The organism is Halococcus thailandensis JCM 13552 (genome assembly GCF_000336715.1).
Lineage (GTDB): Archaea > Halobacteriota > Halobacteria > Halobacteriales > Halococcaceae > Halococcus > Halococcus thailandensis.
On sequence record NZ_AOMF01000174.1, the window covers coordinates 59,949 to 81,860 of the forward strand.

21 protein-coding genes are annotated in these 21,912 nt (G+C 64.1%); 11 read left to right on the top strand and 10 right to left on the bottom strand.

From position 1 onward, the window contains the following. Window positions 1-163: 163 nt before the first annotated feature. Genes C451_RS17905 through C451_RS17915 form a run of 3 tightly spaced genes read right to left on the bottom strand, consistent with a single transcriptional unit; the run spans window position 164 to window position 3,638 of the window. A complete protein-coding gene (locus C451_RS17905) occupies window positions 164-1,402 on the bottom strand; it encodes a mandelate racemase/muconate lactonizing enzyme family protein (protein WP_007742778.1) in 1,239 nt (412 codons plus the stop codon). 45 nt (window positions 1,403-1,447) lie between these two features. Beyond that, window positions 1,448-2,683 (bottom strand): HAD family hydrolase, encoded by a 1,236-nt coding sequence (locus tag C451_RS17910; protein ID WP_007742779.1) that lies wholly within the window; start codon window positions 2,681-2,683, stop codon window positions 1,448-1,450. Window positions 2,684-2,729: 46 nt separating this feature from the next. Continuing rightward, window positions 2,730-3,638 (bottom strand): dihydrodipicolinate synthase family protein, encoded by a 909-nt coding sequence (locus tag C451_RS17915; protein WP_007742780.1) that lies wholly within the window; start codon window positions 3,636-3,638, stop codon window positions 2,730-2,732. Between the two features lie 83 nt (window positions 3,639-3,721). Between C451_RS17915 and C451_RS17920 the strand changes: the two genes are divergently transcribed. Next, entirely contained in the window at window positions 3,722-4,675 is a 954-nt protein-coding gene (locus C451_RS17920; protein WP_007742781.1) for a sugar kinase, read from the top strand. A 33-nt stretch (window positions 4,676-4,708) separates the two neighbouring features. Here the strand turns inward: C451_RS17920 and C451_RS17925 are convergent, their stop codons facing one another. Continuing rightward, complete coding sequence (locus C451_RS17925) at window positions 4,709-5,656, bottom strand: glycosyltransferase family 2 protein (RefSeq protein ID WP_007742782.1); 948 nt, start codon at window positions 5,654-5,656, stop codon at window positions 4,709-4,711. 101 nt (window positions 5,657-5,757) lie between these two features. On the opposite strand from C451_RS17925, the gene C451_RS17930 reads away from it, so the two are divergent. From C451_RS17930 to C451_RS17940, 3 genes are all read left to right on the top strand, one after another. Then, on the top strand, window positions 5,758-7,125 hold the full coding sequence (locus C451_RS17930) for a sulfatase (RefSeq protein WP_007742783.1): 1,368 nt from the start codon (window positions 5,758-5,760) through the stop codon (window positions 7,123-7,125). 9 nt (window positions 7,126-7,134) lie between these two features. After that, window positions 7,135-8,553: an oligosaccharide flippase family protein gene (locus C451_RS17935; RefSeq protein ID WP_007742787.1), complete on the top strand. Its 1,419-nt coding sequence runs from the start codon at window positions 7,135-7,137 to the stop codon at window positions 8,551-8,553. Between the two features lie 65 nt (window positions 8,554-8,618). Further along, complete coding sequence (locus C451_RS17940; protein ID WP_049913226.1) at window positions 8,619-9,560, top strand: hypothetical protein; 942 nt, start codon at window positions 8,619-8,621, stop codon at window positions 9,558-9,560. A 15-nt stretch (window positions 9,561-9,575) separates the two neighbouring features. Here the strand turns inward: C451_RS17940 and C451_RS17945 are convergent, their stop codons facing one another. Together C451_RS17945 and C451_RS17950 are read right to left on the bottom strand one after the other, a co-directional pair. Further along, window positions 9,576-10,976 (bottom strand): sulfatase-like hydrolase/transferase, encoded by a 1,401-nt coding sequence (locus C451_RS17945; protein WP_049913227.1) that lies wholly within the window; start codon window positions 10,974-10,976, stop codon window positions 9,576-9,578. 26 nt (window positions 10,977-11,002) lie between these two features. After that, window positions 11,003-11,866: a TrmB family transcriptional regulator gene (locus C451_RS17950; RefSeq protein ID WP_007742792.1), complete on the bottom strand. Its 864-nt coding sequence runs from the start codon at window positions 11,864-11,866 to the stop codon at window positions 11,003-11,005. 260 nt (window positions 11,867-12,126) lie between these two features. Between C451_RS17950 and aglJ the strand changes: the two genes are divergently transcribed. Continuing rightward, window positions 12,127-13,161, top strand: a complete 1,035-nt coding sequence (gene aglJ, locus C451_RS17955; RefSeq protein ID WP_007742797.1) for an S-layer glycoprotein N-glycosyltransferase AglJ — start codon at window positions 12,127-12,129, stop codon at window positions 13,159-13,161. Here aglJ and C451_RS17960 read toward each other — a convergent pair. Further along, the gene (locus tag C451_RS17960; protein WP_007742798.1) at window positions 13,158-13,478 is read right to left on the bottom strand and encodes a DUF5789 family protein; all 321 of its coding nucleotides are present in this window, start codon (window positions 13,476-13,478) and stop codon (window positions 13,158-13,160) included. The two genes, aglJ and C451_RS17960, sit on opposite strands and share 4 nt — an antisense overlap. A 119-nt stretch (window positions 13,479-13,597) precedes the next feature. Between C451_RS17960 and C451_RS17965 the strand changes: the two genes are divergently transcribed. The 6 genes from C451_RS17965 to C451_RS17990 all read left to right on the top strand — a co-directional run bounded on the left by C451_RS17965 (window position 13,598) and on the right by C451_RS17990 (window position 20,075). Next, window positions 13,598-14,560 (top strand): sugar phosphate isomerase/epimerase family protein, encoded by a 963-nt coding sequence (locus C451_RS17965; RefSeq protein ID WP_007742799.1) that lies wholly within the window; start codon window positions 13,598-13,600, stop codon window positions 14,558-14,560. Window positions 14,561-14,978: 418 nt separating this feature from the next. Further along, window positions 14,979-15,548, top strand: coding sequence for a hypothetical protein (locus tag C451_RS17970; RefSeq protein WP_007742800.1), 570 nt, complete (start codon window positions 14,979-14,981; stop codon window positions 15,546-15,548). A 364-nt stretch (window positions 15,549-15,912) separates the two neighbouring features. Continuing rightward, the gene (locus C451_RS17975) at window positions 15,913-17,025 is read left to right on the top strand and encodes a Gfo/Idh/MocA family protein (RefSeq protein ID WP_007742802.1); all 1,113 of its coding nucleotides are present in this window, start codon (window positions 15,913-15,915) and stop codon (window positions 17,023-17,025) included. 56 nt (window positions 17,026-17,081) lie between these two features. Next, the gene (locus C451_RS17980; RefSeq protein ID WP_007742804.1) at window positions 17,082-18,086 is read left to right on the top strand and encodes a Gfo/Idh/MocA family protein; all 1,005 of its coding nucleotides are present in this window, start codon (window positions 17,082-17,084) and stop codon (window positions 18,084-18,086) included. A 108-nt stretch (window positions 18,087-18,194) separates the two neighbouring features. Next, on the top strand, window positions 18,195-19,034 hold the full coding sequence (locus C451_RS17985) for an ABC transporter permease subunit (protein ID WP_007742806.1): 840 nt from the start codon (window positions 18,195-18,197) through the stop codon (window positions 19,032-19,034). 72 nt (window positions 19,035-19,106) lie between these two features. Next, window positions 19,107-20,075, top strand: coding sequence for a carbohydrate kinase family protein (locus tag C451_RS17990; protein ID WP_007742807.1), 969 nt, complete (start codon window positions 19,107-19,109; stop codon window positions 20,073-20,075). Window positions 20,076-20,284: 209 nt separating this feature from the next. Here the strand turns inward: C451_RS17990 and C451_RS17995 are convergent, their stop codons facing one another. Genes C451_RS17995 through C451_RS18005 form a run of 3 tightly spaced genes read right to left on the bottom strand, consistent with a single transcriptional unit; the run spans window position 20,285 to window position 21,857 of the window. After that, complete coding sequence (locus C451_RS17995; RefSeq protein WP_007742809.1) at window positions 20,285-20,758, bottom strand: hypothetical protein; 474 nt, start codon at window positions 20,756-20,758, stop codon at window positions 20,285-20,287. 10 nt (window positions 20,759-20,768) lie between these two features. Further along, window positions 20,769-21,398 (bottom strand): transcriptional regulator GfcR, encoded by a 630-nt coding sequence (gene gfcR, locus C451_RS18000; protein WP_007742811.1) that lies wholly within the window; start codon window positions 21,396-21,398, stop codon window positions 20,769-20,771. 48 nt (window positions 21,399-21,446) lie between these two features. Continuing rightward, window positions 21,447-21,857: a hypothetical protein gene (locus tag C451_RS18005; RefSeq protein ID WP_007742812.1), complete on the bottom strand. Its 411-nt coding sequence runs from the start codon at window positions 21,855-21,857 to the stop codon at window positions 21,447-21,449. Window positions 21,858-21,912: the final 55 nt, after the last annotated feature.

The following is a 21,912-nucleotide window of genomic DNA, read 5'->3' on the forward strand; positions in this document are numbered from 1 at the left end:
ACGGCGTAACGAACCATCATATACTTTTCGACGGATCGAACGGACCGCCCGCTTTCGGTTTCAGGCTCGATTCGGGAAATTTTTCGGGAGCTGAGTAGCCGCTGGCTCGACTTCGCTCGTTCGGTCGAACGCCGTGGAACGGAGTTCCACGAGCTCGATGCGGCTACGCTTCGTCGAACAGCTCCTCACCGTCGACCATATGCTCGGCGACGGCATCCATATCGAGCGTCAGCCCGAGCCCCGGCTGCTCGGGGATCTCGATCGCGCCCTCCTGGATGACCGACTCCTCGACGAGATCCGCCCACCAGCCGAGCTGATAGGAGTGGTACTCGACGGCCAGCGAGTTGGGGATGGCCGCGCCGACGTGGGCGCTCGCCATCGTCCCGATGGGTGAGGCGACGTTGTGCATCGCCACCGGCACGTAGTAGCTGTCGGCCATGTCGGCGACTTTTCTGGTCTCGCGCATCCCGCCCATCTTGGGGAGGTCGGGCGCGACGACGTCGACGGCCTGTTCTTCGAGGAGCCGACGGTAGCCGTGCTTGCGATAGACGTTCTCGCCGGCGGCGATGGGGGTGGTCGTCCCGCGCGTGACCTCGCGCTGGACGTCGTGGTTCTCCGGCGGGACGGGGTCTTCGAGCCACCACACATCGAAATCCTCGATCGCCCGCGCGATGCGTTTGGCGCTCCCTCCGGTGAAGGCCCAGTGGCAGTCGAAGGCCGCGTCGGCCCGCCCGTCGAGGCGCTCGGTCACCGCCCGAACGATCTCGGCTTTGTGATCGATCTCCTCGTTCCGGAGGTGGCGGTTGGCCTTGTCCTTCTCGTGGCCCGAGGGGACGTCGAGATCGAACTTGAGCGCGTCGTAGCCCAGTTCCTCGACGACGCGCTCGGCCTCGTCGGCGTTCGCCTGCGGGTCTTCCTCTTCGCCCGCGTGACAGTCACAGTAGACGCGCACCGAGTCGCGGTATTTCCCGCCCAACAGCTGGTAGGCGGGCAGTTCCAGGATCTTACCCGCGAGATCGTGCAGCGCGATCTCGATGCCCGAGATGGCCGTGATGACCGTCCCGCCGATCGAGCCCTCGCCGGACATCTTCTGGACGAGATGCTCGAACAGCCGATCGATGTCGAGCGGGTTCTCGCCGACGACGAACGGTGTCATCCGGGCGATGATCTCGGGCACGCCGGCACCCCAGTAGGCCTCGCCCGTGCCGACGATGCCCGCGTCGGTGTACACTCGCACCAGCGTCCACGGGAAGTTGCCGTCGACCATCGTCGTCTGCACGTCGGTGATCTCGACGTCGCGCCCGCCGCCGCGTTTGGCCCGCACGCCCATCGTCTCCGACGAGAGCTCACGCATCGTGTATTCGGCGTTCGGGTCGTGCAGGTCGGCGTAGTCGATCCCCATGATTCGATGTTTACTCGCATTCTAATAAAACGATGTCGTACCGGATTAGTCGAGCGTCGCCAGTCGGTTGAGTGCCGAGACGATCCGCAGGACGGCGGCGGCTTCACCGCGGTCGTAGACGAGTTCGTCGGTTCTGATGACGTGGTCGAGCACGGCCCGCGAGGCGTGTTCGGGTGCGGCGGCGATCCCCTTCCCGTCGGCGACCCACTCCATCACGCGCAGGTCGGACTTCGAGTCACCCATCACGAGCGCGAACGGGTCGTCGACGCCGAGCACGTCGAAAGCCGCCTCGACGCCGGCGACCTTGTTCAGTTCCAGACTGCCGACCTCGGCGGCGTCGGCCTCGTAGTAGGCGACGTCGATGCGCTCGAAGGCGTCCGACAGCGACGCCGGCATCTCGTCGGGATCGCGTTCGGATAGTCGGTCACGTCGTTCGAGCACACCACGGATCTCGGGATCGGCTGCGGCGTAGAACGCCCGTGCCCACTCGCTTCCCTCCTCGCTGTCGGTTCCCTCCGCCACGACCGTCCCGAGCAGATCGACGAGATAGCAGAGCGCTCGGTCGATGATCTCCTCGGCCTCCGGACTGCCGGTCTCGGCGTTCGGTTTCAGGGTGACGTTGAACTCGTTGCCCTGGAGGTGACAGCCCTCTCGAATCCTGTCGGGGGCCTCGGGCAATACGCGCGAGCGCAGCGCGTAGAAGACGTCTTGGATTCGCTCGTCGAGGCGCTCGTAGAGCAACTTCTTCGTCTCCGAACCGTGACCGGGCGTGAACACGCCGGTGCCGGCTTCATAGACGATGCTGAGGCTTCCCGAATGGACGAGCTCGCTGCCGAGTCCTTGGATAGCGAACCCCTTCACGTTCTCCAGGGTCTGGCCGGTGCAGATGACGACCGGGATGCCCGCCTCGTGGAGTTCGGTCAGGTAGTGGAGCGTCTCGCGCGGGATCTCGTTGTCGGTGCCACCAGCGGATCTGAGGGTCTCGTCGACGTCGAGCACGAGGACGTTCACCCCGCGGTCGTGTTTGGTCAGGAGATCGAGCGCGGTGAACGCCTCCTCGCGGCTGGCGTGGGCGGCGATATCCGCGAGCGTCTCGCCGTACTGGAACGCGTCGCGGATCTCGTCCTTTCGCCCGTCGAGTTCGGTGGCGATCTCCTGATAGCCTTCGAGCGCGACGCGGGAATCGACCGGTGGGAAGACGCCGATGAACCGCTGGTGGTCGCGCAGGCCGTCGGTGTCGAACGACTCGTAGAGCTCGTAGAGGAGATCGTACCGGTCCATGTCCGACCGGGGGAGCCGAGCGCATAAGCGTGTTCGCCCGCCCGATTCAGAGCAGATCTTCGGCGCGGATGGTGGCTTCGAGCGCCGATCGCTCCTCGTCGTCCATCCTGCGGAGCGGGCTCCGTAGCGGGCCGGCGTCGAACCCACGCAGCGAGAGTGCAGCCTTCACGCCGGCGAGATATGGCCCACCCTTGAACGCGTCGCGCACCCGATAGAGGGTACTCTGGCACTCGCGTGCGTGTTCGATATCGCTCGCGGTGTACGACTCGTGGAGATCGACCAGCAGTTCGGGCAGTGCGTTCGCCACCGCGCTCACGCCGCCGGTACAGCCGACGAGTCGGCCGGGGAACTGCAGCGAGTCCGAGCCCGCGAGGAAGACGAGCTCGGGATGGTCGTCGATGGCGCGACTGAGCCAGGGGACGTCCTTGCTCGAGTCTTTGACGCCGACGAGCCCGTCGATCCCGGCGAGCGCGTCGAGCGTCGCGTAGCTGAGCGCGTTCCCGGTCTTCGAGGGGATGTGGTAGACGTAGATCGGGAGTTCGGTGGCCTCGGCGACGCGGCGGTAGTGTTCGACCGCACCCGTCTCGTCGAGCGGGAAGTAGTAGGGTGTGACGACGACGAGCCCGTCCGCACCGGCATTCGCGGCGCGCTCGGCGCGGTCGACCGTGTGGTACGTGCTCGGCGCGCCGACGCCCGCGATGACCGGCACCTCGCCGCCGACCTCGTCGACGACCGCCTCGACGACGCCGGCCTGTTCGTCGCCGTCGAGCAGGGCGAACTCGCCGTTCGTTCCCAACGGAAAGACACCGTGGACACCCCGATCGACGACGAATCGGGCGTGGGCGGCCGTCGTCTCGTAATCGACCGATTCGTTCTCGTGGAAGGCCGTCACCATCGGCGGGATGACACCGCCGAGATCGAGCGGATCGTCGTTCGCGGTCGCGTCGTGGCTCATGCTGCCCGTTCTCGGTGTATCATCATAAACGTTCAGAGAACGGATTCCGCAACGCCTACCGTGCCGCCCCCGTAGGTCGATTCATGACACCGGACGTGCTCACGCTCGGCGAAACGATGGTGCTGTTCAGCCCCGACGAGCCGGGGCCGACGAAACACCAGCAGACGTTCAAGAAGAGCCTCGGCGGTGCCGAGAGCAACGTCGCGATCGCCCTCTCGCGGCTCGGCAACGACGTGACCTGGCACAGCACACTCGGCGCGGATCCACACGGCAACTACATCAACTCGTTCGTCCGCGGCGAAGGCGTCGATACTTCAACCGTCGAGTTCACCGACGACGCGCCGACGGGGATCATGTTCAAGGAGCGCCGCGCGCTCGGCGAGACCTCGGTCTACTACTACCGCCACGGCTCGGCCGCAAGTACGATGACGCCCGACGACCTTCCCGCCGACGCCATCGCGGGGGCCGACTATCTCCATCTCACTGGTATCACGCCCGCACTGAGCGACTCCTGCCGTGAGGCGACTCTCGCAGCCGTCGAATGCGCACGCGAGGCAGGGACGACGATATCGTTCGATCCGAACATCCGCCACAAGCTCTGGGAGAGCGACGAGGAGATGCGACGAACGCTACTCGCGCTCGTCGAAAAAAGTGACATCGTCCTTCCTGGCATCGAAGAGGGACGGACACTGTTCGACACCGACGCACCCGACGAGATCGCGAACGCGTGTCGTGATCGAGGGGCTACCATCGCGGTCGTCAAACTCGGTGCCGAGGGTGCGCTCGTCGACGACGGTGAGGCGACCCGCGTACCGGGCTACGAGGTCGAGCGCGTCGTCGATCCGATCGGCGCGGGCGACGGGTTCGCCGCCGGTTTCCTGGATGGCCGCCTTCGCGGACTCGATGCGGTCGAAGCGACGAAGCGTGCCAACGCCGTCGGCGCGTTCGCCACCACTGTGACCGGCGACGTCGAGGGACTCCCGACCAAGCGTGAACTCGACGTGTTCCTCGGCGAGCGCGAGGCGCTGCACCGGTAGCTGCGCCGTTTCGTTCGAAATCGTCGCCGACAGCTATCGGCGGATTTCCTGGAGTCGTTCGAGCAGTTCCAGCAGCCGTGCGTGACCGGCCGGTGCGTACGCAACCGCGAGGAGCGCGAGCGCACGTGGGTCGCGCTCGCCGGTGACGACTGCCTGCCGGAGTTCGTGCCGTGCCTCCGAACTCCTGCCGGCGCGCAGCAGTCGCTTGCCGTACTTGTACCGTGCCTTACGTTCGAGCGCCGCACGGTGGGCTGTGAGAACGGGCAGTCGGTCGGCGAGATCCGCGATCACCGTCAGTTCGGTCTCGTACATCAGTTCGAGATCGGAGCTCATCGATCCTTCCCGGCGGGTGTAGCACGCGAGCGGTTCGGCCACGCGCGCGGGTCGGTAGCGAGCGAATAGTCGCGCCCAGAGGTGGCGATCCTCGGCAACCGGCAGGCGCTCGTCGAAGCGCTCGTCGACGAAACAGTCCCGGCGGGCGAGCACGGTCGGCATCGGCACTCCGCCCTCGTAGAGGAAATCGATGTGGTGGCTGTCGGGATCGTGGACTGGCAGTGCGGACTGCCGGCGTTTTTCACCATTTTCGACGAGGTAGACGTCCGAATAGACGACGTCGGCACCATCGGCGACGGCTGCGAGCTGTCGGTCGAGTTTCTCGGGCAGCCAGCGATCGTCGGCATCGAGAAAGGCGATCAGTTCCCCGGTGGCAGCGTCGAGCCCGCGATTGCGCGCCGCTGCGAGGCCGCTGGGCTCCTGGAACAGGTACGTAAAACCGTCGACGCGGGTGGCGAGTTCGCGTAGCCAGGACACATCGGAGCTATCGACGACGATTATCTCGATGTTCTCGTGGGTCTGGGCGACAATTGATTCGAGCGCCGGATCGAGATACTCGCTGTCGCCGTAGGTCGGGACGATCACCGACACGAGCGGTCCCTCGCCTCCCTGGAGCGATTCGGGTAGCGAGACCGCTGGATCGCGCATCGCCGTCCCTGGTCGGGCGACTCGCTTGAACGTTCGGAGTCGGCTCGGCGAGCGTCGGCGACGGAAAGGTACTAACCGACGTGGTGAGGACACGGAAGCGAATGCGGGACGTGCTGCTCATCACCGTCGATTCGCTCCGCGCCGATCACCTCTCGGCGGCCGGCTACGAGCGGGAGACGACGCCGTGCGTCGATCGACTCGCGGCGAACGGCCATCGGTTCACGAGTGCCTTCGCCCACGCCTGCGCGACACGGGCCTCGTTTCCCTCGATTCTCACCTCGTCGACCGCGCTCATGTACGGTGGCTACGAGCGCCTCTCCGAGAACCGAACCCTCGTCACCGAGGCGCTCCCCGCCGCCTACCGGGCGGGGGGCTTCCACTCGAACCTCTACCTCTCGGCGGAGTTCGGTTACTCGCGTGGGTTCGACACCTTCTTCGACTCGAAGAGCGACCCGTCGCCGGCAGCCCGACTGAAAGGAGCCGTCGAGGAGCGCCTCGATGAGGACGGCTGGCTCTACGGCGTTCTGTCGAGAGCGGTCGACACGGCCGAGAAGGAGGCCGGCATCAACGTCGGGTCGGCCTACGTCCGGGCCGACGAGATCACCGAGAGGGCCATCGACTGGGCCGAGAGCGAGTGCGATGGCCCTCGATTCCTCTGGACGCACTACATGGACGTCCACCATCCCTACCGCCCGCCCGAGCGCCACCAGCGCGCGCTCGGCGTCGATCTCGTCCCCGAACGCGAGGCGATCAGGCTCCGCCGGAAGATGATCGAGGCCCCCGACGAAATCACCGACGACGAACGCGAGACACTGATCGACCTCTACGACGCCGAGATTCGCTTCACTGACACGGAGATCGGTCGATTGATCGAGCACGTTCGGGAGACCTGGGGCGACGACACGATGGTGATCGTCACCGCCGATCACGGCGAGGCGTTCGGCGAGCACGGCGGCTACAGCCACACGCAGACCTTCCACGACGAGATGCTCCACGTCCCACTGATCGTCGACGTCGGGGGCGATGGCTCGGCGACCACCCACGACGAACTGGTCGGGCTAGCCGACGTCACGCCGACGATCGTCGAGTACGCGGGCGGCGAACAGGCAGAGTCGTTCGTCGGCCACAGTCTCCGCCCGCTGCTCGACGGCGAGGGCGATTGGCCGCGCGAGCACGTCGTCGGCGACTGGGCCGACGGCAACCGTGGCGGCGGCGAGCGCCGCTTTGCCTACCGCGACCGGCGCTGGAAGTACATCGAGCGCGGGGACGGGAACGTGCTCTACGACCTCACGGCCGACCCCGGTGAATACGAGAACGTCGCCGACGGTCATCCAGAGGTATGCGAGCGGCTTCGCGGCGTACTCGACGACCATCGAGAGCGGATCGCGGCGAGCGCCGACGAGCTCCGAACCGTGGAGATGGACGAGAGTACCAAGAAACGCCTCCGCGATCTCGGCTACGCGGAGTGAGCGGTAGCGATGCGTATCGGCCAGACGTCGATCGTCAACTTCCTCTCGCAGGTCGCCACTTCCGTATTCGGCTTCGTCGTCACCGTCTATCTCGCGCGCGAACTCGGCGATGCGGTGCTCGGCAACTACTTCCTGGTGGTCTCCGTGCTGGTCTGGCTGAAGGTACTCGGCGGGCAGGGTATTCAGATGGCCGTCCGCAAGCGCGTGAGCGAGGGGGAATCGGAGGGGGCGTTCTTCGGCGCGGGCCTCGCCGTTCAGCTGGCCGCGTTCGTCGTGCTCGCCAGCGGTGTGCTCGTCTTTCGCGAGCCACTCAACGAGTACCTCAGAACCGACGCGGCGTTCGGACTGCTCGCGCTGCTCGCGACGGGGCTGCTCCTCTGGCAGGTGCGCGCGGCGCTCGAAGGCCGCCATCGAGTGGCGCTCTCCTCGCTGCTCGGCCCGTTCGACCGCACCGCCCGCGGTGCGCTCCAGATCGGCGTCGTGGCGGCCGGTTTCGGGACCGTCGGCTGGTTGCTGGGCGGCTACGTCGTCGCCGAACTGCTGACGGCTCTCGTCGGCCTCTCGCTGCTCGCCATCCCTCCTCGACTCCCGACCCGCGAGCAACTCCGGAGCCTGCTGGAGTACGCCAAATACTCCTGGTTCTCGGGCATCGAATCGCGCACCTTCTCCTCGATGGACACGCTGGTGCTCGCGATCCCCGCCTTCGCGATCTCGTCGGGCCAGATCGGCGTCTACGAAGTCGCCTGGAATCTCGCGTCGGTGCTCGCGGTGTTCGGCGCGTCGGTCAGCACGACGCTGTTCCCGGCGATCAGTAAACTGTCGAGCGCCGGCGAGGACGGCATCGAGGGGCTCATCGACGACGCGGTGGCCTACTCCGGTCTGTTCGTAATTCCGGGCCTCGTCGGCTGTGTGGTCGTCGGCCGGCGCGTGCTCGCCATCTACGGTGCGGAGTTCACCCGCGGCTACACGATCCTGCTCGTGCTCGTGGCCGCCAGACTGCTCTACGTCTACCAGTCACAGTTCACGAACGTGCTCGCGGCGATCGACCGACCCGACAGCGCATTCCGGGTCAACGTCACCTTCGTCGTCACCAACCTCGTGCTCAACGTGACTCTCGTCGCGCTTGTCGGCTGGCTCGGCGCGGCCGTCGCCACCGCGACCTCGGCGACGGTCGGACTGGTACTCTCGTACTGGTATCTCCAGCAGTACGTCACGATCCCGATTCCGATCGGCGAACTGGCGAACCAGGTGCTCGCCGCCGTCGCGATGGGTGTCGTCGTTTTCGTCGCGCGCGGGTTCGCCGGTGCAGGCGTCGCGTGGACGGTCGTGCTGGTCGCCGTCGGCGGTGGGACGTATTTCGCCACGCTCACCGCTCTCTCGCGGCGCTTTCGGGCGACCGTCCGGCGGAACCTGCCGGCTGTGGGATAACCGTCGATACCGATGGTGTGGTGAAAGCCGAAGGGGTTTGGCGCTGCGACGCGGTCTTCCGAACGATGACGTTCGCCGACTGGCTCGCCGAAACCGGAGCGCGGGTCGAGAGCGATGGAATGGCTGGCGTCTGCGCGAGTGCCTATGAACTGTGGATCGGCGCGCTCCGCCGGGCCGACCGCTTCGCCGACCCCGGCGTCAACATTTACGACCGCTCGTGGGACACGCTCGTGATCCTCGACGGCTGTCGCGCCGACGTTCTCCACGGAATCGCCCACGAATACGAGTTCCTCGACACCCCGAGCACCCACCGCTCGCCTGGCTCGACTTCCTACGAGTGGATGGAGCGGACGTTCACCGAGGAATACCGCAAGGAGATGGAACGGACCGTGCAGGTTACTGCGAACCCACATTCCCAACGGTTTTTCGACGATGCTGATTTTCGAAAAATCGATCCAGTCTGGCGTGATGCATGGGACGAAACTCGCGGAACAGTACTCGCACGTTCGGTGACGGACCGCGCTATCGTCGCTGGCCGTGAGAAAGTCGGAACTGATGACCGTCTTCTCGTTCATTACATGCAGCCACACTTCCCTTCCGTTCCTGCACCGCTTATGAACGGGGTCGGTCTCGACGATTGGCTCGACGGGTCCGAGCATGCGTGGCAGGGCTTACGTCGGGGAGAATTCACCGAACGCGACGTTTGGCTGGCATACGTGGAAAACCTCCGCTATGTACTCGACGACGTGGCGATTCTTCTCGAAAACCTCGATGCCGAGCGCGTCGCTATCACCGCAGACCACGGTAACGCCAAGGGTGAGTGGGGTATCTATGGCCACCCGAACGTTCCCCTGAACGTCCTCCGGAACGTTCCATGGTTCGTGACAAGCGCGACCGATCACCGGACGCGCGATCCAGATGTGGATTCAACGACTGATGCGGAACCGTCCGACGAAACGGTTGCCGAGCGACTCGAAGCACTCGGCTATGCAGACGAAGGTACGTAATATAGACGACATCATCTACGCGTATCCGAGCGATTCGAGCCGTTGCTGAACTACGGACGATGTTGTGGTGGTTTCCTCAACGGCGCGACGTTGAATTCGTTCGCGATGGGTTGCAAGATGGTTCCGGAACCTCTCCGCACTGGCCGTACACTCGTCACCTCTCTCACCGACGATCTCTGCTATCGAGAGACCGTCTGGTGTTTCGTATCCGTATCCCGATGCCGTTGCGACGCCGGCCAGTTCGTGATCGGCCTCCGATGGGTCTCCACCGTCGGCGGCGACTCGTGCAGCGCTTCGGCGGTTGATACCGTGGTGTTCCGCGAAACAAGCGTACGGCTCGTCGGTAGCACTATCAGATTGTTTGACTTCCCATTCGTCGACCGATTCGGTCGGCAGAGCTCGGCCATCCGATGGAGCGTTCACCTCCATCAGTGCCAGTACCGTCTGGTGAACGTCGAGAATGCTAGTTGGCACGGTACACTGCTGGTCGGGAACACCCTCCCCCGAGATGATGCACGGTACGTGTGTGAGGGGTGGATACACTCCATATGCATGCTGCCAGACGCCGTGTTCACCGAACATCTCTCCATGATCGCTGAGCGTGATGACGTAGTCGAAATCCTCACGAAGCACCGAAAAGATCTCTTCGTAAATATCGGCGAGATAACGGACACTATCGTCGTAAGCCCGCTCCAAGAGTACGGAATCGATGGGTGGGCCCTCGCCAAGAGTTGCGGCGAGACCGTTGTAGCTATCACCGTCCTGTAATGAATCGCTATCGGACCGTCGATACGATTCGGGTGGTTCGTATGGCCAATGAGCCTCCATTAGGTTGACGAAGAGGAACTCGTCGCTACCGAAGGAGGTCTCCCGAACGAACTCGAGCGTTTCACTCGCACCATCGTCGTCGGGCTGTTGGGAAATACCGAGATCCCGTAGTTTGAGCAACGCACCACGTTTTATCGACGGCCATGTCGCACAGTCTTCGGTGACACAACGCCGAAGCCCGGTGAGATATCGCCATGGCCCGCGGTTGCGTGTTTCCGTGACGAACGTTTCCCAGTCGAAGGTGTCTGTGTCGAGGTTCTGTACTCGCCACCCGCCGTCGAAGGAATCAAAACCACGGTCGAACGCAAAGGGGGGAGTGATGTTGACGTTGTTCGAGAATCCACGCGTCGTGTGGCCGGATTCGCTGAGAGTCTCGGCCAGCGTTGGCTCCGAACAGTCGAGTGTCGTGTTCCCAGCGTGAACGCCGATCTCGCTCGGGTATTTCCCGGTGAACAACGATGCATGCACGGGAACCGTCCATCTTCCGGTCGCCCACATGTTCTCGAACCGTATTCCCGATAGCCAGTCGAAATGGCGCTGAAACGCATCGTATCGGAGTGTATCCAACACCACCAGCGCGACGTTCATCACCATCGCTATCGTCCGGCTCTGTATTACTCTTTCTCCACGCTCGACTTCGGATAGTCGGCGACGCTCTCGTGCTCCCAGATCAGGTCGAAGTAGCGCTTGAGCCCTGCCACAAAGGAACCGTTCTCGGTGAGCGCGGCCTGTCGCATCGACAGCGGGACGTCCTTCTCCTCGACGAGGAGAATTGCCCGCCCGCTCTCGTAGTCCATGCTCGGATCGGCAAGCGTCCCCCGCCACGGCAGTTTCTCGGTGCTGAATCGCACGCCGACGGCTGGATACTCGCTCTCGATGCGATCGACGAGATCGGCCTGGATCGCGGCGTTGTCGGCGTCGAGCTGCTCGGGATGGAGCAGCAGTACCGCGATGTCGATATCGCGCTCGACGGCGTCGGCTAGCGCCGGTGCGACGGTGTCGAGATATTCGATGCTCTTGGAGATGATCCGGAGCTGCTCGTCGGCCTCGTGGTAGAGCCGCCGGGTCGCGGACTCGCTGGGTTCGCCGACGTCGACGACCGAGAACAGCTCCTCGGTAGGGGTCACGTCTTCGCTCGCGCGCTCGTAGCGCGGCTCGAACTCCTCCAGAAAGGCCGCGCGGTGTTCGTCGAGGTCGGCACGAAACCCCTCGTACTCCTGGCGTCGGTTCTCGACGGCGCGCTCGAGGATCGTCTCGGGCGATTGGGGCTGGTAGCGCTTCGGTCGTTCGGGGATCACCTTCACGAACCCTCGATCGGCGAGCGCGTCGAGAACGCCATAGATGCGGGCTTTGGGGATGTCCGTGCTCTCGGCGAGCGTCGGGGCGGTCGTCCGTCCTAGTGTGAACAGCTCCGTCAGTGCCCGTTCTTCGTACTCGGTGAGGCCGACTCTGTCGAGAGTTCCGGTTGGATCGCTCATGGTCGCCCTCCGGCGGGCGGGGTTGTAAACGCGCCGTCGGGGAAAGCTATTTAACGTCCCGGCGTCACGAGTTACTCGGAGAGCGAGTAACTATGGAAACGGACACGTCAACCGACGACGATCATCTCGCGGACGTCCCGGACGGCTGTGGCTGCACCGAGATCTGGGAGCATCTGAGCGAACAGCGCGACGAGGAGTGAGCGGTCGGGACGCGACGTGAGTGCCAAAGGGTTTTGCGCGTGGCCCGACCAGAGCCGTCAATGGCCGATCGCGGTGACGTTTGCGTTCTGATCCCTACCTTCGACGAGGCCGCGACCATCGGGGGCGTCGTCGACGGTTTCGTCGAGCGCGGCTTTTCGAACGTGCTCGTCGTCGACGGTCACTCGACCGACGGCACGCGGGAACTCGCCCGCGAGCACGGCGCACGCGTCATCGAACAGTCCGGTCACGGGAAGGGCGGCGGCAAGGGCCAAGCCGTCCGCGAGGGCGTCGCGCACTCGACGGCCCCCTACGTTCTGATGCTCGACGGCGACGGCACCTACCGTCCGGCCGATGCCAAGGCGTTGCTCGACCCGCTTCTCACTGGCGAGGCCGACCACGTCATCGGCGATCGGTACGCCGACATGGCCGACGGTGCGATGACGCGGTTTAACGGGGTGGGAAATCGACTCATCAACCGTGCCTTCCGCACCGTCCACGGTCGCGACGTCGGCGACGTTCTCAGCGGCTATCGCGCGTTCACTCGCGAGTCGTTCGAGCGGTGCCGACCGACGGCCGAGGGGTTCGGCATCGAGACCGAACTCGCCGTCGAGTGCGTCAAACACGGCATCCCCACGCAGGTCGTTCCGATCACCTACCGCGCCCGGCCCGCCGAGTCGGAGACGAACCTCCGGCCCGTGCGCGACGGCGCGCGCATCCTGCTCACGCTCTATCGCCTGGCCAAGACGAACAACCCCCTGTTCTATTTCGGGAGCGCCGGCGCACTCTCGGGGTTCGTCGGTGCGGTTCTGGCCGCCTACGTCCTCGTCGAGTGGCTCACGCTTCGTATCTCCCACGAGGTGCTCGCGGTCGCGGCGGCCTTCGCGGTCATCGTCGGCGTCCAGCTGGTGATGTTCGGCGTGCTCTCGGACATGATCCTCGCGATCAATCGCGAGCAGACGCGCCGGTTCGAGGGGCTCGTCGAAAACGTGCGGAACGATTCGCGATCGGCGGCCGACGACGAGCCGCGAGCCGAGCGCGCTCGCGTGGACGACCGGCGCGAGCGCGTGAGCGGGCGGGCGGGCGAACGCGACTAGAAGAGCGAGCGGAGCCGTCCCAGAATCCCGGTGGAGGCCGAGCGGCGGTGGCGCTCGAACACCGGATGGAGCGCGTCGTGTAGTTCGTCCGCGGAGTCGAACCGTTCCTGGTCCGCGCGATCGAGCGCCGTCGAGAGCGCCAGCCCGTTGCCGGCGGGGTCACAGGGGATCTCGGGGTCGTCGAGCACGCGGACCAGTTCCGCCGAGCCGATGGGATAGGAGACGTCGGCGCGGTCGAGGCGCTCGGCGAGCGCGGCGATGCCGAACGCGAGGCTCTCCGGCTCGTCGGCGTCGTCCTGCGGCGGTCTGACACCCATGACGGGGCGTAACGACCGAGCAACGAAAAACCTGCGGCACGAACGCTCGTCGATCCCGTTCGTCGGTCGGTGGGGAGACAGGGTGAAGGTTTATTCGCCCGCCACCGGGAACCGTTCGTATGGACGTTGGCGTGCTCACCGTACCCCTCGGCGACCAGCCGCTCGACGAAACGCTCGCCTATCTCGGCGATCTCGACGTCGACACCGTCGAACTGGGCTGTGGCGGCAACCCCGGCGACGACCATCTCGTGCGCGAGGAGTATCTCGACGACGAGGCGGCCCAGGACGAGTTGCAGGAACGACTCGACGAGCACGATCTCCGGGTGAGCGCGCTCGCGACGCACAACAACCCGCTCCATCCCGACGACGAGCGCGCCGCCGCGGCCGACACCGAACTCCGAGAGGCGATCGAACTCGCCGCCCAGCTGGGCGTCGACACCGTCACGACCTTCTCGGGGCTGCCCGCCGGTGGACCGAACGACGAGGTGCCCAACTGGATCACCGCCCCGTGGCCGGCCGAGCACAAGGAGGCCCACGATTACCAGTGGGAGGTCGCCGAGGACTACTGGACGGAACTCGCCGCATTCGCCGACGAGCAGGGAGTCGACATCGCCATCGAGATGCATCCGAACATGCTCGTCTACGAGCCGACGGGGATGGAGCGACTGCGCGAGGCCACCAACGAGCGCATCGGTGCGAACTTCGACCCCTCGCATCTCTACTGGCAGGGCATCGACGTGCCGCGCGCGATCCGCTATCTCGGCGAGGCGATCCACCACGTTCACGCGAAAGATACCGGACTCTACGAGGCCAACGCCGACGTCAAGGGCTATCTCGACACGACACCCTACACCGAGGAGGCGGAGCGCTCGTGGCTGTTCAGAACCGTGGGCTACGGCCACGGCGAATCCCACTGGAAGGAGGTCGTCTCGACGCTCAGAATGGTCGGCTACGACGGCGCGCTCTCGATCGAACACGAGGACTCGCTGACGAGTTCGCGCGAGGGCCTGGAGAAGGCCGTCGACGTACTCTCGCGGGCGGTGTTCGCGACCACGCCCGGCGACGCCTACTGGGCGGAGTAGTCCATAGTTGATGATGCTTTAGACACGCCACAGCCGTGATGGTTCTGTGGTCGTCGTTTCACGACTAGGGCCAACCTATCCTGCCAGTGTCGCGTGCTCCTCATGAGGGCAAGCGGTTGCCTTTGGTCCCGACAGGGACCGTGAGGTACCGTGATATGGATGCGAACACTAGAACTGCTGGAAGATGAGGTTGCGCTAATTTTGCATCCTTTAGATGTGGTCATGACTCTGCTTGCGCTCGAACTCGTGTACGGCGTATAATTAGGGGCGTATCCTATTAGTGAGAATTCATCCGATGTACTGGGTTAGCATCCGTGAATTCGATCGTATCCGGAGAGGGGGACGGTTCTAACACTATTTCACTTCGTCTCTAGCCTAGAGGTTTATATCTCTGGAAGTATTTGGCTACTCTAGAGTTATGAGAAAAACTCTAGAAATCTCAGATGAGACCTTCGACACACTCAATGAACTTGGAGGTACATTCGATACCCTTGATGAAGTACTTCAAAAACTAATTCGCGATGCAGGGCACGAAGAATTACTCGACAAAGACAATGACGAAGAAGGAGATAACGGAAACTCCAACACCATGAGTGCACATGATCGCAAGGAGAGGTTCATCAAATCTCTCAAAGAAGACGAGCAAGTACTAAACGTAGAGAAAATCAAGCGCAGCGCCTGGAAAGTCAAAACTCGCAAGGGGAAAAAGATAGTTTGGATCCACTATCATTGTGATTTTGAATTCTTCGGAGGTTCCTGGGAAGTCAATCATAATCTTGAGGATCGGGGTGATCTGATTCATCTTTTCCTTGGACCTCAATCAGAAGACTACTATGTAGTCCCAGACAGCGATCTCCACTCGGGGAAATTTGTGGTATATGATACAAAGGATGGGGGTAACTGGAAATTCAGCACCAAACGTGGTGAGCCGAAAAATTTGGAAGCGCTAGAATCTGAATATTCTAGTCTGGGTCTGATTACCAACTAATATTATGATCCTTGTGGCGATCGGAGGGTGCGGTTACGCATGAAGCCGCTGGGAGACGATATTGTGACTACGATTCGCTCCAAGTATAGACTGTGACGTTCATCCGATGAGGACACTGAGCGCACGATGGTGCGACTTTTGGACCTCATACACGGTGCCACTCATCAACATACAAATTTATAGAACAATAATCAACCTAAATATACTTTATTATAAATAATATATAAAATAAAATTATTTTTATAGTTTGTCGAGATGAGGGATGGAGACGCATATGAAAGCATCATAGTTGTTGTCCGTCACTCGCTGACTGGCGCTGAACACTTACCCCGAAACCTAAGACGCCCTCGACTGTACGCCCAATATGGCACTAAAGATCGGCGTGCTCGGCTATCGGTTTATGGGCAGGGCCCACTCGAACGCCTTCGCGCGCCTCCCGATGTTCTTCGACGACGCGCCGGCCATCGAGCGCCACACGCTCGTCGGGCGCGACGAGGACGCGCTGGCGGCTGCCGCGGATCGGTTCGGCTTCGCCAACACGGAGACCGATCGGGAGGCCGCCATCGACGAGGTGGACGTCTTCTACAACCTCGGGCCGAACCATCTCCATCCCGAGCCGTCGATCGCGGCGCTCGACGCCGACGTGCCCGTGTTCTGCGAGAAACCGCTCGCGCCCACGGTGGCAGACGCAGAGCGGATGGCCGAGGCGGCTGCCGAGAGCGACGCGATCGCCGGCTGTGCGTTCAACTACCGGTTCGTGCCGGCCATCCAGTACGCGAAGAACCTGATCGACGCGGGCGAGCTCGGCGAGATCCGCCACGTGCGCGGGCGGTATCTCCAGGACTGGGGGGCCGACCCCGAGGACCCGTGGACGTGGCGCATGGACGAAGAACTCGCGGGCAGCGGCGCACTCGGTGATCTGGGCGCGCACACGATCGATCTCGCGCGCTTTCTGGTCGGCGAGCAAGCTGGCGACATCGAGCACGTCAGCGGCCACCTGGAGACGTTCATCGAGGAGCGACCCGTGGAAGGAGGCGACGAGAGCCGGCCCGTGACTGTCGACGACGCCTACTCGGCACAGGCCGAATTCGCGGGTGGGGTGATGGGCACCTTCGAGGCCTCGCGGATGGCGAGCGGCCACAAGAACGATCACACCATCGCGATCCACGGCTCGGAAGGCAGTCTGAAGTTCTCGCTCGAACGGCTGAACGAACTGGAGTTGCTCCGGGAGGGCGACAGGGGCTACGAGACCGTTCTGGTGACCGACGAGACCGACCCCTACGTCGAGCACTGGTGGCCGCCGGGACACGTCCTCGGCTGGGAGCACACGTTCGTCCACGAGGACTACGAGTTTCTCTCGGCGGTCGCCGAGGGCGAACCCTACGAACCGTCGTTCGCGACGGCCTGCGAGGTCCAGCGCGTGCTCGGGGCCATCGAGCGTAGCGACGAGCGCGGCGAGTGGGTCGAGGTCGAATAACGGGCGGCTCTGCCGGCGACAGTACGCTTATCCGCGGCTCACGGTTTGTTTCGACGATGACGAACGACCAGCCACTCCGCGTGGGACTCATCGGCACCGGCTACATCGGGACGACCGTCGGCGGCCAGTTCCATCACCATCCGCAATCGATAGTGACGGCGATCACCGAGATCGACGCCGACAGACGCGCGACCGCCGCCGAGCGGTTCTCGGTTCCATCGGAAGCGCTCTACGAGGACTACGAGGAGATGATCGCGGACGCGTCGCTCGACGCGATCCTCGTCGGCACGCCGCACACGCTCCACTACGAGCAGATCATGGCGGGGCTCGACGCCAATCTGCACGTCTTCTGTGACAAGCCGCTGGCGACCGATCTCGGCCACGCGAAGGAGATCGCCGAGCGCGTTGCAGCGACCAATCGCACGCTGATGGTCGGCTACCAGCGCCATCTCAACCCGGCCTTTATCTCCGCACGTGAGCGGTTCGCGGATTCCGAACCAACGTGGATCACCGCCGAGATCACCCAGGACTGGCTGCCCCGGTTCACCGACACCTGGCGGACGGATCCCGATCTCTCGGGCGGCGGCATGCTCTACGATACGGGGAGCCACCTGCTCGACGGACTGCTCTGGACCTCGGGACTGGAGCCGACGGCCGTCTTCTCGCGCATGGAGTTCGTCGACGACGAACGGCGCGTCGACAGCGAGGCCACGGTATTGATCGAGTTCGCGAACGGCGCGACCGCGAACGTCTCCGTTTCGGGCGATCTCCCCTGCGTCCGCGAGCACATCCACCTCTGGAACGACGAGGGCGCGGTCTCGCTCGACGGTCGCCAGTGGGAGCCCCGTAGCGTCACCGATATCGACACCGCGAACACCGAACACGTGCCCTACATCGACCACGACGAGCAGGTGAACAAGGCCGAGGCGTTCCTCACGACCATCGAGGAGGGGAGCACACCGCCTGCAACCGTCCACGACGCGCTGCGTGTCACCGCCGTCACCGAAGCCGCCTACGAGTCCGCGCGCGCCGGCGAGTGGGTCGGCGTCGATCTCGACTGACCGTCGAGTCGGCGGAACCAGCGTGAATCGACCGTTTTCAATGGAGAGGCGATAAGACGAACGACGAAACCGGTAGCATTAATAAGAAGTTGAAACGACGACAGGAGAATGAGCGTCGTCGCCGTCACCAAGAAGGAGTTTCTGGATGCCGGTCGTTCGTACACGTTCGTCGGGCTCGTCGCGCTGTTCGTGGCCTTCGGCGTCTTCTTCGCGGCCATCCAGTGGATCCCGAACCTCTATCAGACCGCCGCCGGCGATCGTAGCACGCTGGCGCTGCTGAACAGCATGCGACAGCCGTCGGTCTTTTTCGTCCCGCTGATCGCCCTCGTCGTCGGCTACGGGGCGATCGCCGGCGAGCGCGCGAGCGGCAGCATCAAACTCCTCCTCGGACTGCCGAACACGCGACGGGAGGTGTTCGTCGGAAAGCTCGTCGGTCGGACCGCCGTCGTGACGGTCGCGATCGCGATCGGCTACGGCTGTGCCGCCCTCGTCGCCGTGCTCTCGTACGACTCCTTCGCGCTCAGCGAGTTCGTGGCGTACACGCTGCTCTCGATGCTCTACGCGGCGGTCTGCATCTCGATCGCGATCGGGTTCTCCGCGAGCACGAACTCGAGATATCGGGCGCTCGCCGGCGCAGCCACGGTGTACGCGACGTTCCTGCTGCTGTGGGACGCGGCCGTGACGCTGCTTCAGGTCGTCTTCGTCGGTTACGTGGTCCAGCCGGGATCGCTCCCGGCGTGGGTGTCGTTGCTCAAGTATCTGAACCCGTCAACGGCGTTCGCCCACGCGACGATCGCAGTCATCCCCGACGTCAGCTCGATCACGATGTTCCCCTATCTGGAGACGAGCTTCTGGGTCGACTGGTACGGCTTCGTGGTGCTCGGCTTCTGGACCCTGGTTCCGTTGGCGCTCGGCTACTGGTCGTTCAGTCGAGCTGACTTGGAATGAACTACGATCTCGAACGAGCGACCACACCAGCGGTGGGCGACGTTCAAATAGCTCCCGCCGACACGATCGGGTATGCCCGATCCCGACGTTCTCGTCGCCGGCGAGGCACTCGTCGATTTCCTGCCCGACCGATCGGGGCCGCTCCAAGACGTCGAGATGTTCAGCCGGCGGGCGGGCGGCGCACCGGCGAACGTCGCCATCGCGCTCGCGCGCCTCGACGAGCGGCCGTGGTTCCTCTCGAACCTCTCGACCGACGCCTTTGGCGAATTCCTCGCCGACACGCTTGCCGCCGAGAGGATCCCCGAACGGTTCCTCACTCGCGATGAGGAGCATCGGACGACGCTCGCGTTCGTCTCTCACGACGCCAATGCCGACCGGAATTTCGAGTTCTATCGCACCGCGACCGCCGATCAGCATATCGACCCCAGCGTCGTCAAGGACGACGCACTCAGAACTATCTCGTGGGTCGTTCTGGGCGGCGTCGCGTTCGCGAACGAGCCCACGCGCACGCGACTGCTCGACTTCGCCGAGCGTGCGCACGAGCACGGCTGTACGATCGTCCTCGATCCGAACAGGCGACCGGAGCTCTGGCCCGATGCGGCGACCTACGAACGGGTGCTCAGCAAGGTACTCACGTTCACCGATATCTGCAAGGTTTCGGACGAGGACCTCGTGAGCACGCGCTTCGACTACGAATCGCCCGACGCACTACTTGATGCCGGGCCACACACCGTCGTCTCGACTTGCGGAGCGGACGGGGCGCGTGTCGTCGCCAGCGAGGACGCACCGTGGGGACCCGCCGAGTACGATCACGGGGGCTACGCTGTCGAACCGACCGACACGACAGGTGCAGGCGACGCTTTTCTCGCAGGAGTGCTATACGGACTCGCGAACGGCGAACCGCTCGACGAGACGCTCGCGTTCGCCAACGCCGTCGCCGCGCTGACGACGACCGAACAGGGGGCGATCGCCGCGCTACCCGATCGCGAAGCAGTGGCTGCGTTCCGTGATCGTTCGGAAAAGGGCGGTCGAAACTCGTAGCGGTGTGTCGGTCTACGCGCCGGGAACCGCGCCGGCGACGAACCACCAGCTCGTTCCCGACGTTGGTTCGTCGTTCTTCTCCTCGGCTCTCGTGCGATCCCTGCGGTGTTGCCAGTCCATATTCGAACAAAGGATTTACTCGGACTTGAATATTATGTTCTATCGATATTTCTGTCGTGGACGTTCACGAGGGATGGCCGGCTTCTGAACTACTGGCCCCACTGCCACCACGGCGGCAGCCGTTCGAGCACGGCGACCAGCCGGGAAAACAGCCGAACGGCACCGATCGAGAGGAGCGCCGCGACGACGAGCGAGCCGACCGTCGAGTCGGCGACCACGCCGACCGCAGCGCCGCCGACGGCCGCGAGCGCGATGGCCAGGCTGTGATAGACGAGACGGACGAGAGCCGTCCCGTAGCTCAACGATGGCCAGTCGAACGACGCGCTCCAGCGGATCGTGCCGATGGTGAGCGACAGCGTCGTGACGGCGACCAGCGCGGCGAACTTCGACTCGGCGTCGAACGGCGCATCGAGCAGCGCCAGCAGCGTCGGCAAGCCGAAGACGACGACCTCTGCGAGACCGAAGAAAACACCCTCGATCCAGCGCTCGGTTCCCTCCTTTCGTGTCGTGCGCGGTCCGGCCTTGCGCCGTTCGGTGGACCCGTCCGTTCCACGCCGGCGCATCCGTCGGCGACTACTCCTCGCGGCTCACGCGGATGACCTGGAGCAGCGACTTCACCGGAACGCCCTCCAGCTCCTCGACGCCGCGTTTGTCGACCAGCACGCCACAGCCGACCGGGCTGCCACCCTCCGCGGTGATGGCGTCGATCGTCTCGGTCATCGTCGTGCCGCTGGTGATGGTATCGTCGATCACGTAGCAGTCCCGGCCACGGATCTCGGCGAAGTTCCGCGAGAAGCTCCCGCTCAGATCGTCGATGTCGCCCTCCTCCCACTGGTGTTTCCGGGGTGCGTACGCCGCGAGATCCGCATCGAGTTCGAGCGCCACGGTCGTCGCCAGCGGCGTGCCGGCTTTCTCGATCCCGACGACGAGATCGACGTCCTCGCCGCCGAGGAGATCCGCCATCGCGTGGCCGACGTCGGCGAGACGGGTGCTATCGCGCCCGAGCGCGCTCCAGTCGACGTGGATGTCTTCGAGCGCGTCCGACGACGACTCCTGGGTGGTCGTGTCGCTCCCCTCGCCGCGGTCGACCAGCCAGCTCGCCGTCTCGCGGGAGACGTTCAGCTCGTCGGCGATTTCGCCGTTCGAGAGACCCTGACCCGCCAGCTCGTTCGCGCTCTCGATGAGGTCGTCGACGTTCTTCATCGCCGGGGGTTGCCCCCGGCCGGTAATAGGTGTTGTCCGTCGGTTTCGTCAGTGCCGCAGCGTCGTTCGGTGGGTCGTGTCACGGCCCGATGTCGGCGACGGGATCTCACCGCGGAGATCGATCTCGCCGGCGATGGCACCCGGGGTGAGCGTGTCGGTCGACCCGTCCCGTCGAACGAGGCGGTTCACATGCTCCATGCACGACCGCAGCGCCTCGACGGCCGCCGCGCGCGTCGTCACTCGCCCGATCGAGCACTCGCTCGACGACTCCCCGGCACGCAGACGACAGGTGACCTCCCAACACTGCGTCAGCTCGAACGGGAGCGGCTGTGTTCCGTCGACACACGTTGCCTCGACCTCCAGCCCGCCCGCGCCGTGTGCGAAGACGAGTTCGTCCGCATCGATGCGCTTGCAGACCCAGCCGGACGGCGGTTGCACGTCCTCTGGCAGTGGACTCATTTCTATCCTCTCCACTTGCTTCAGACACACGACAGCATCGTCGGGGTTCTGCCTG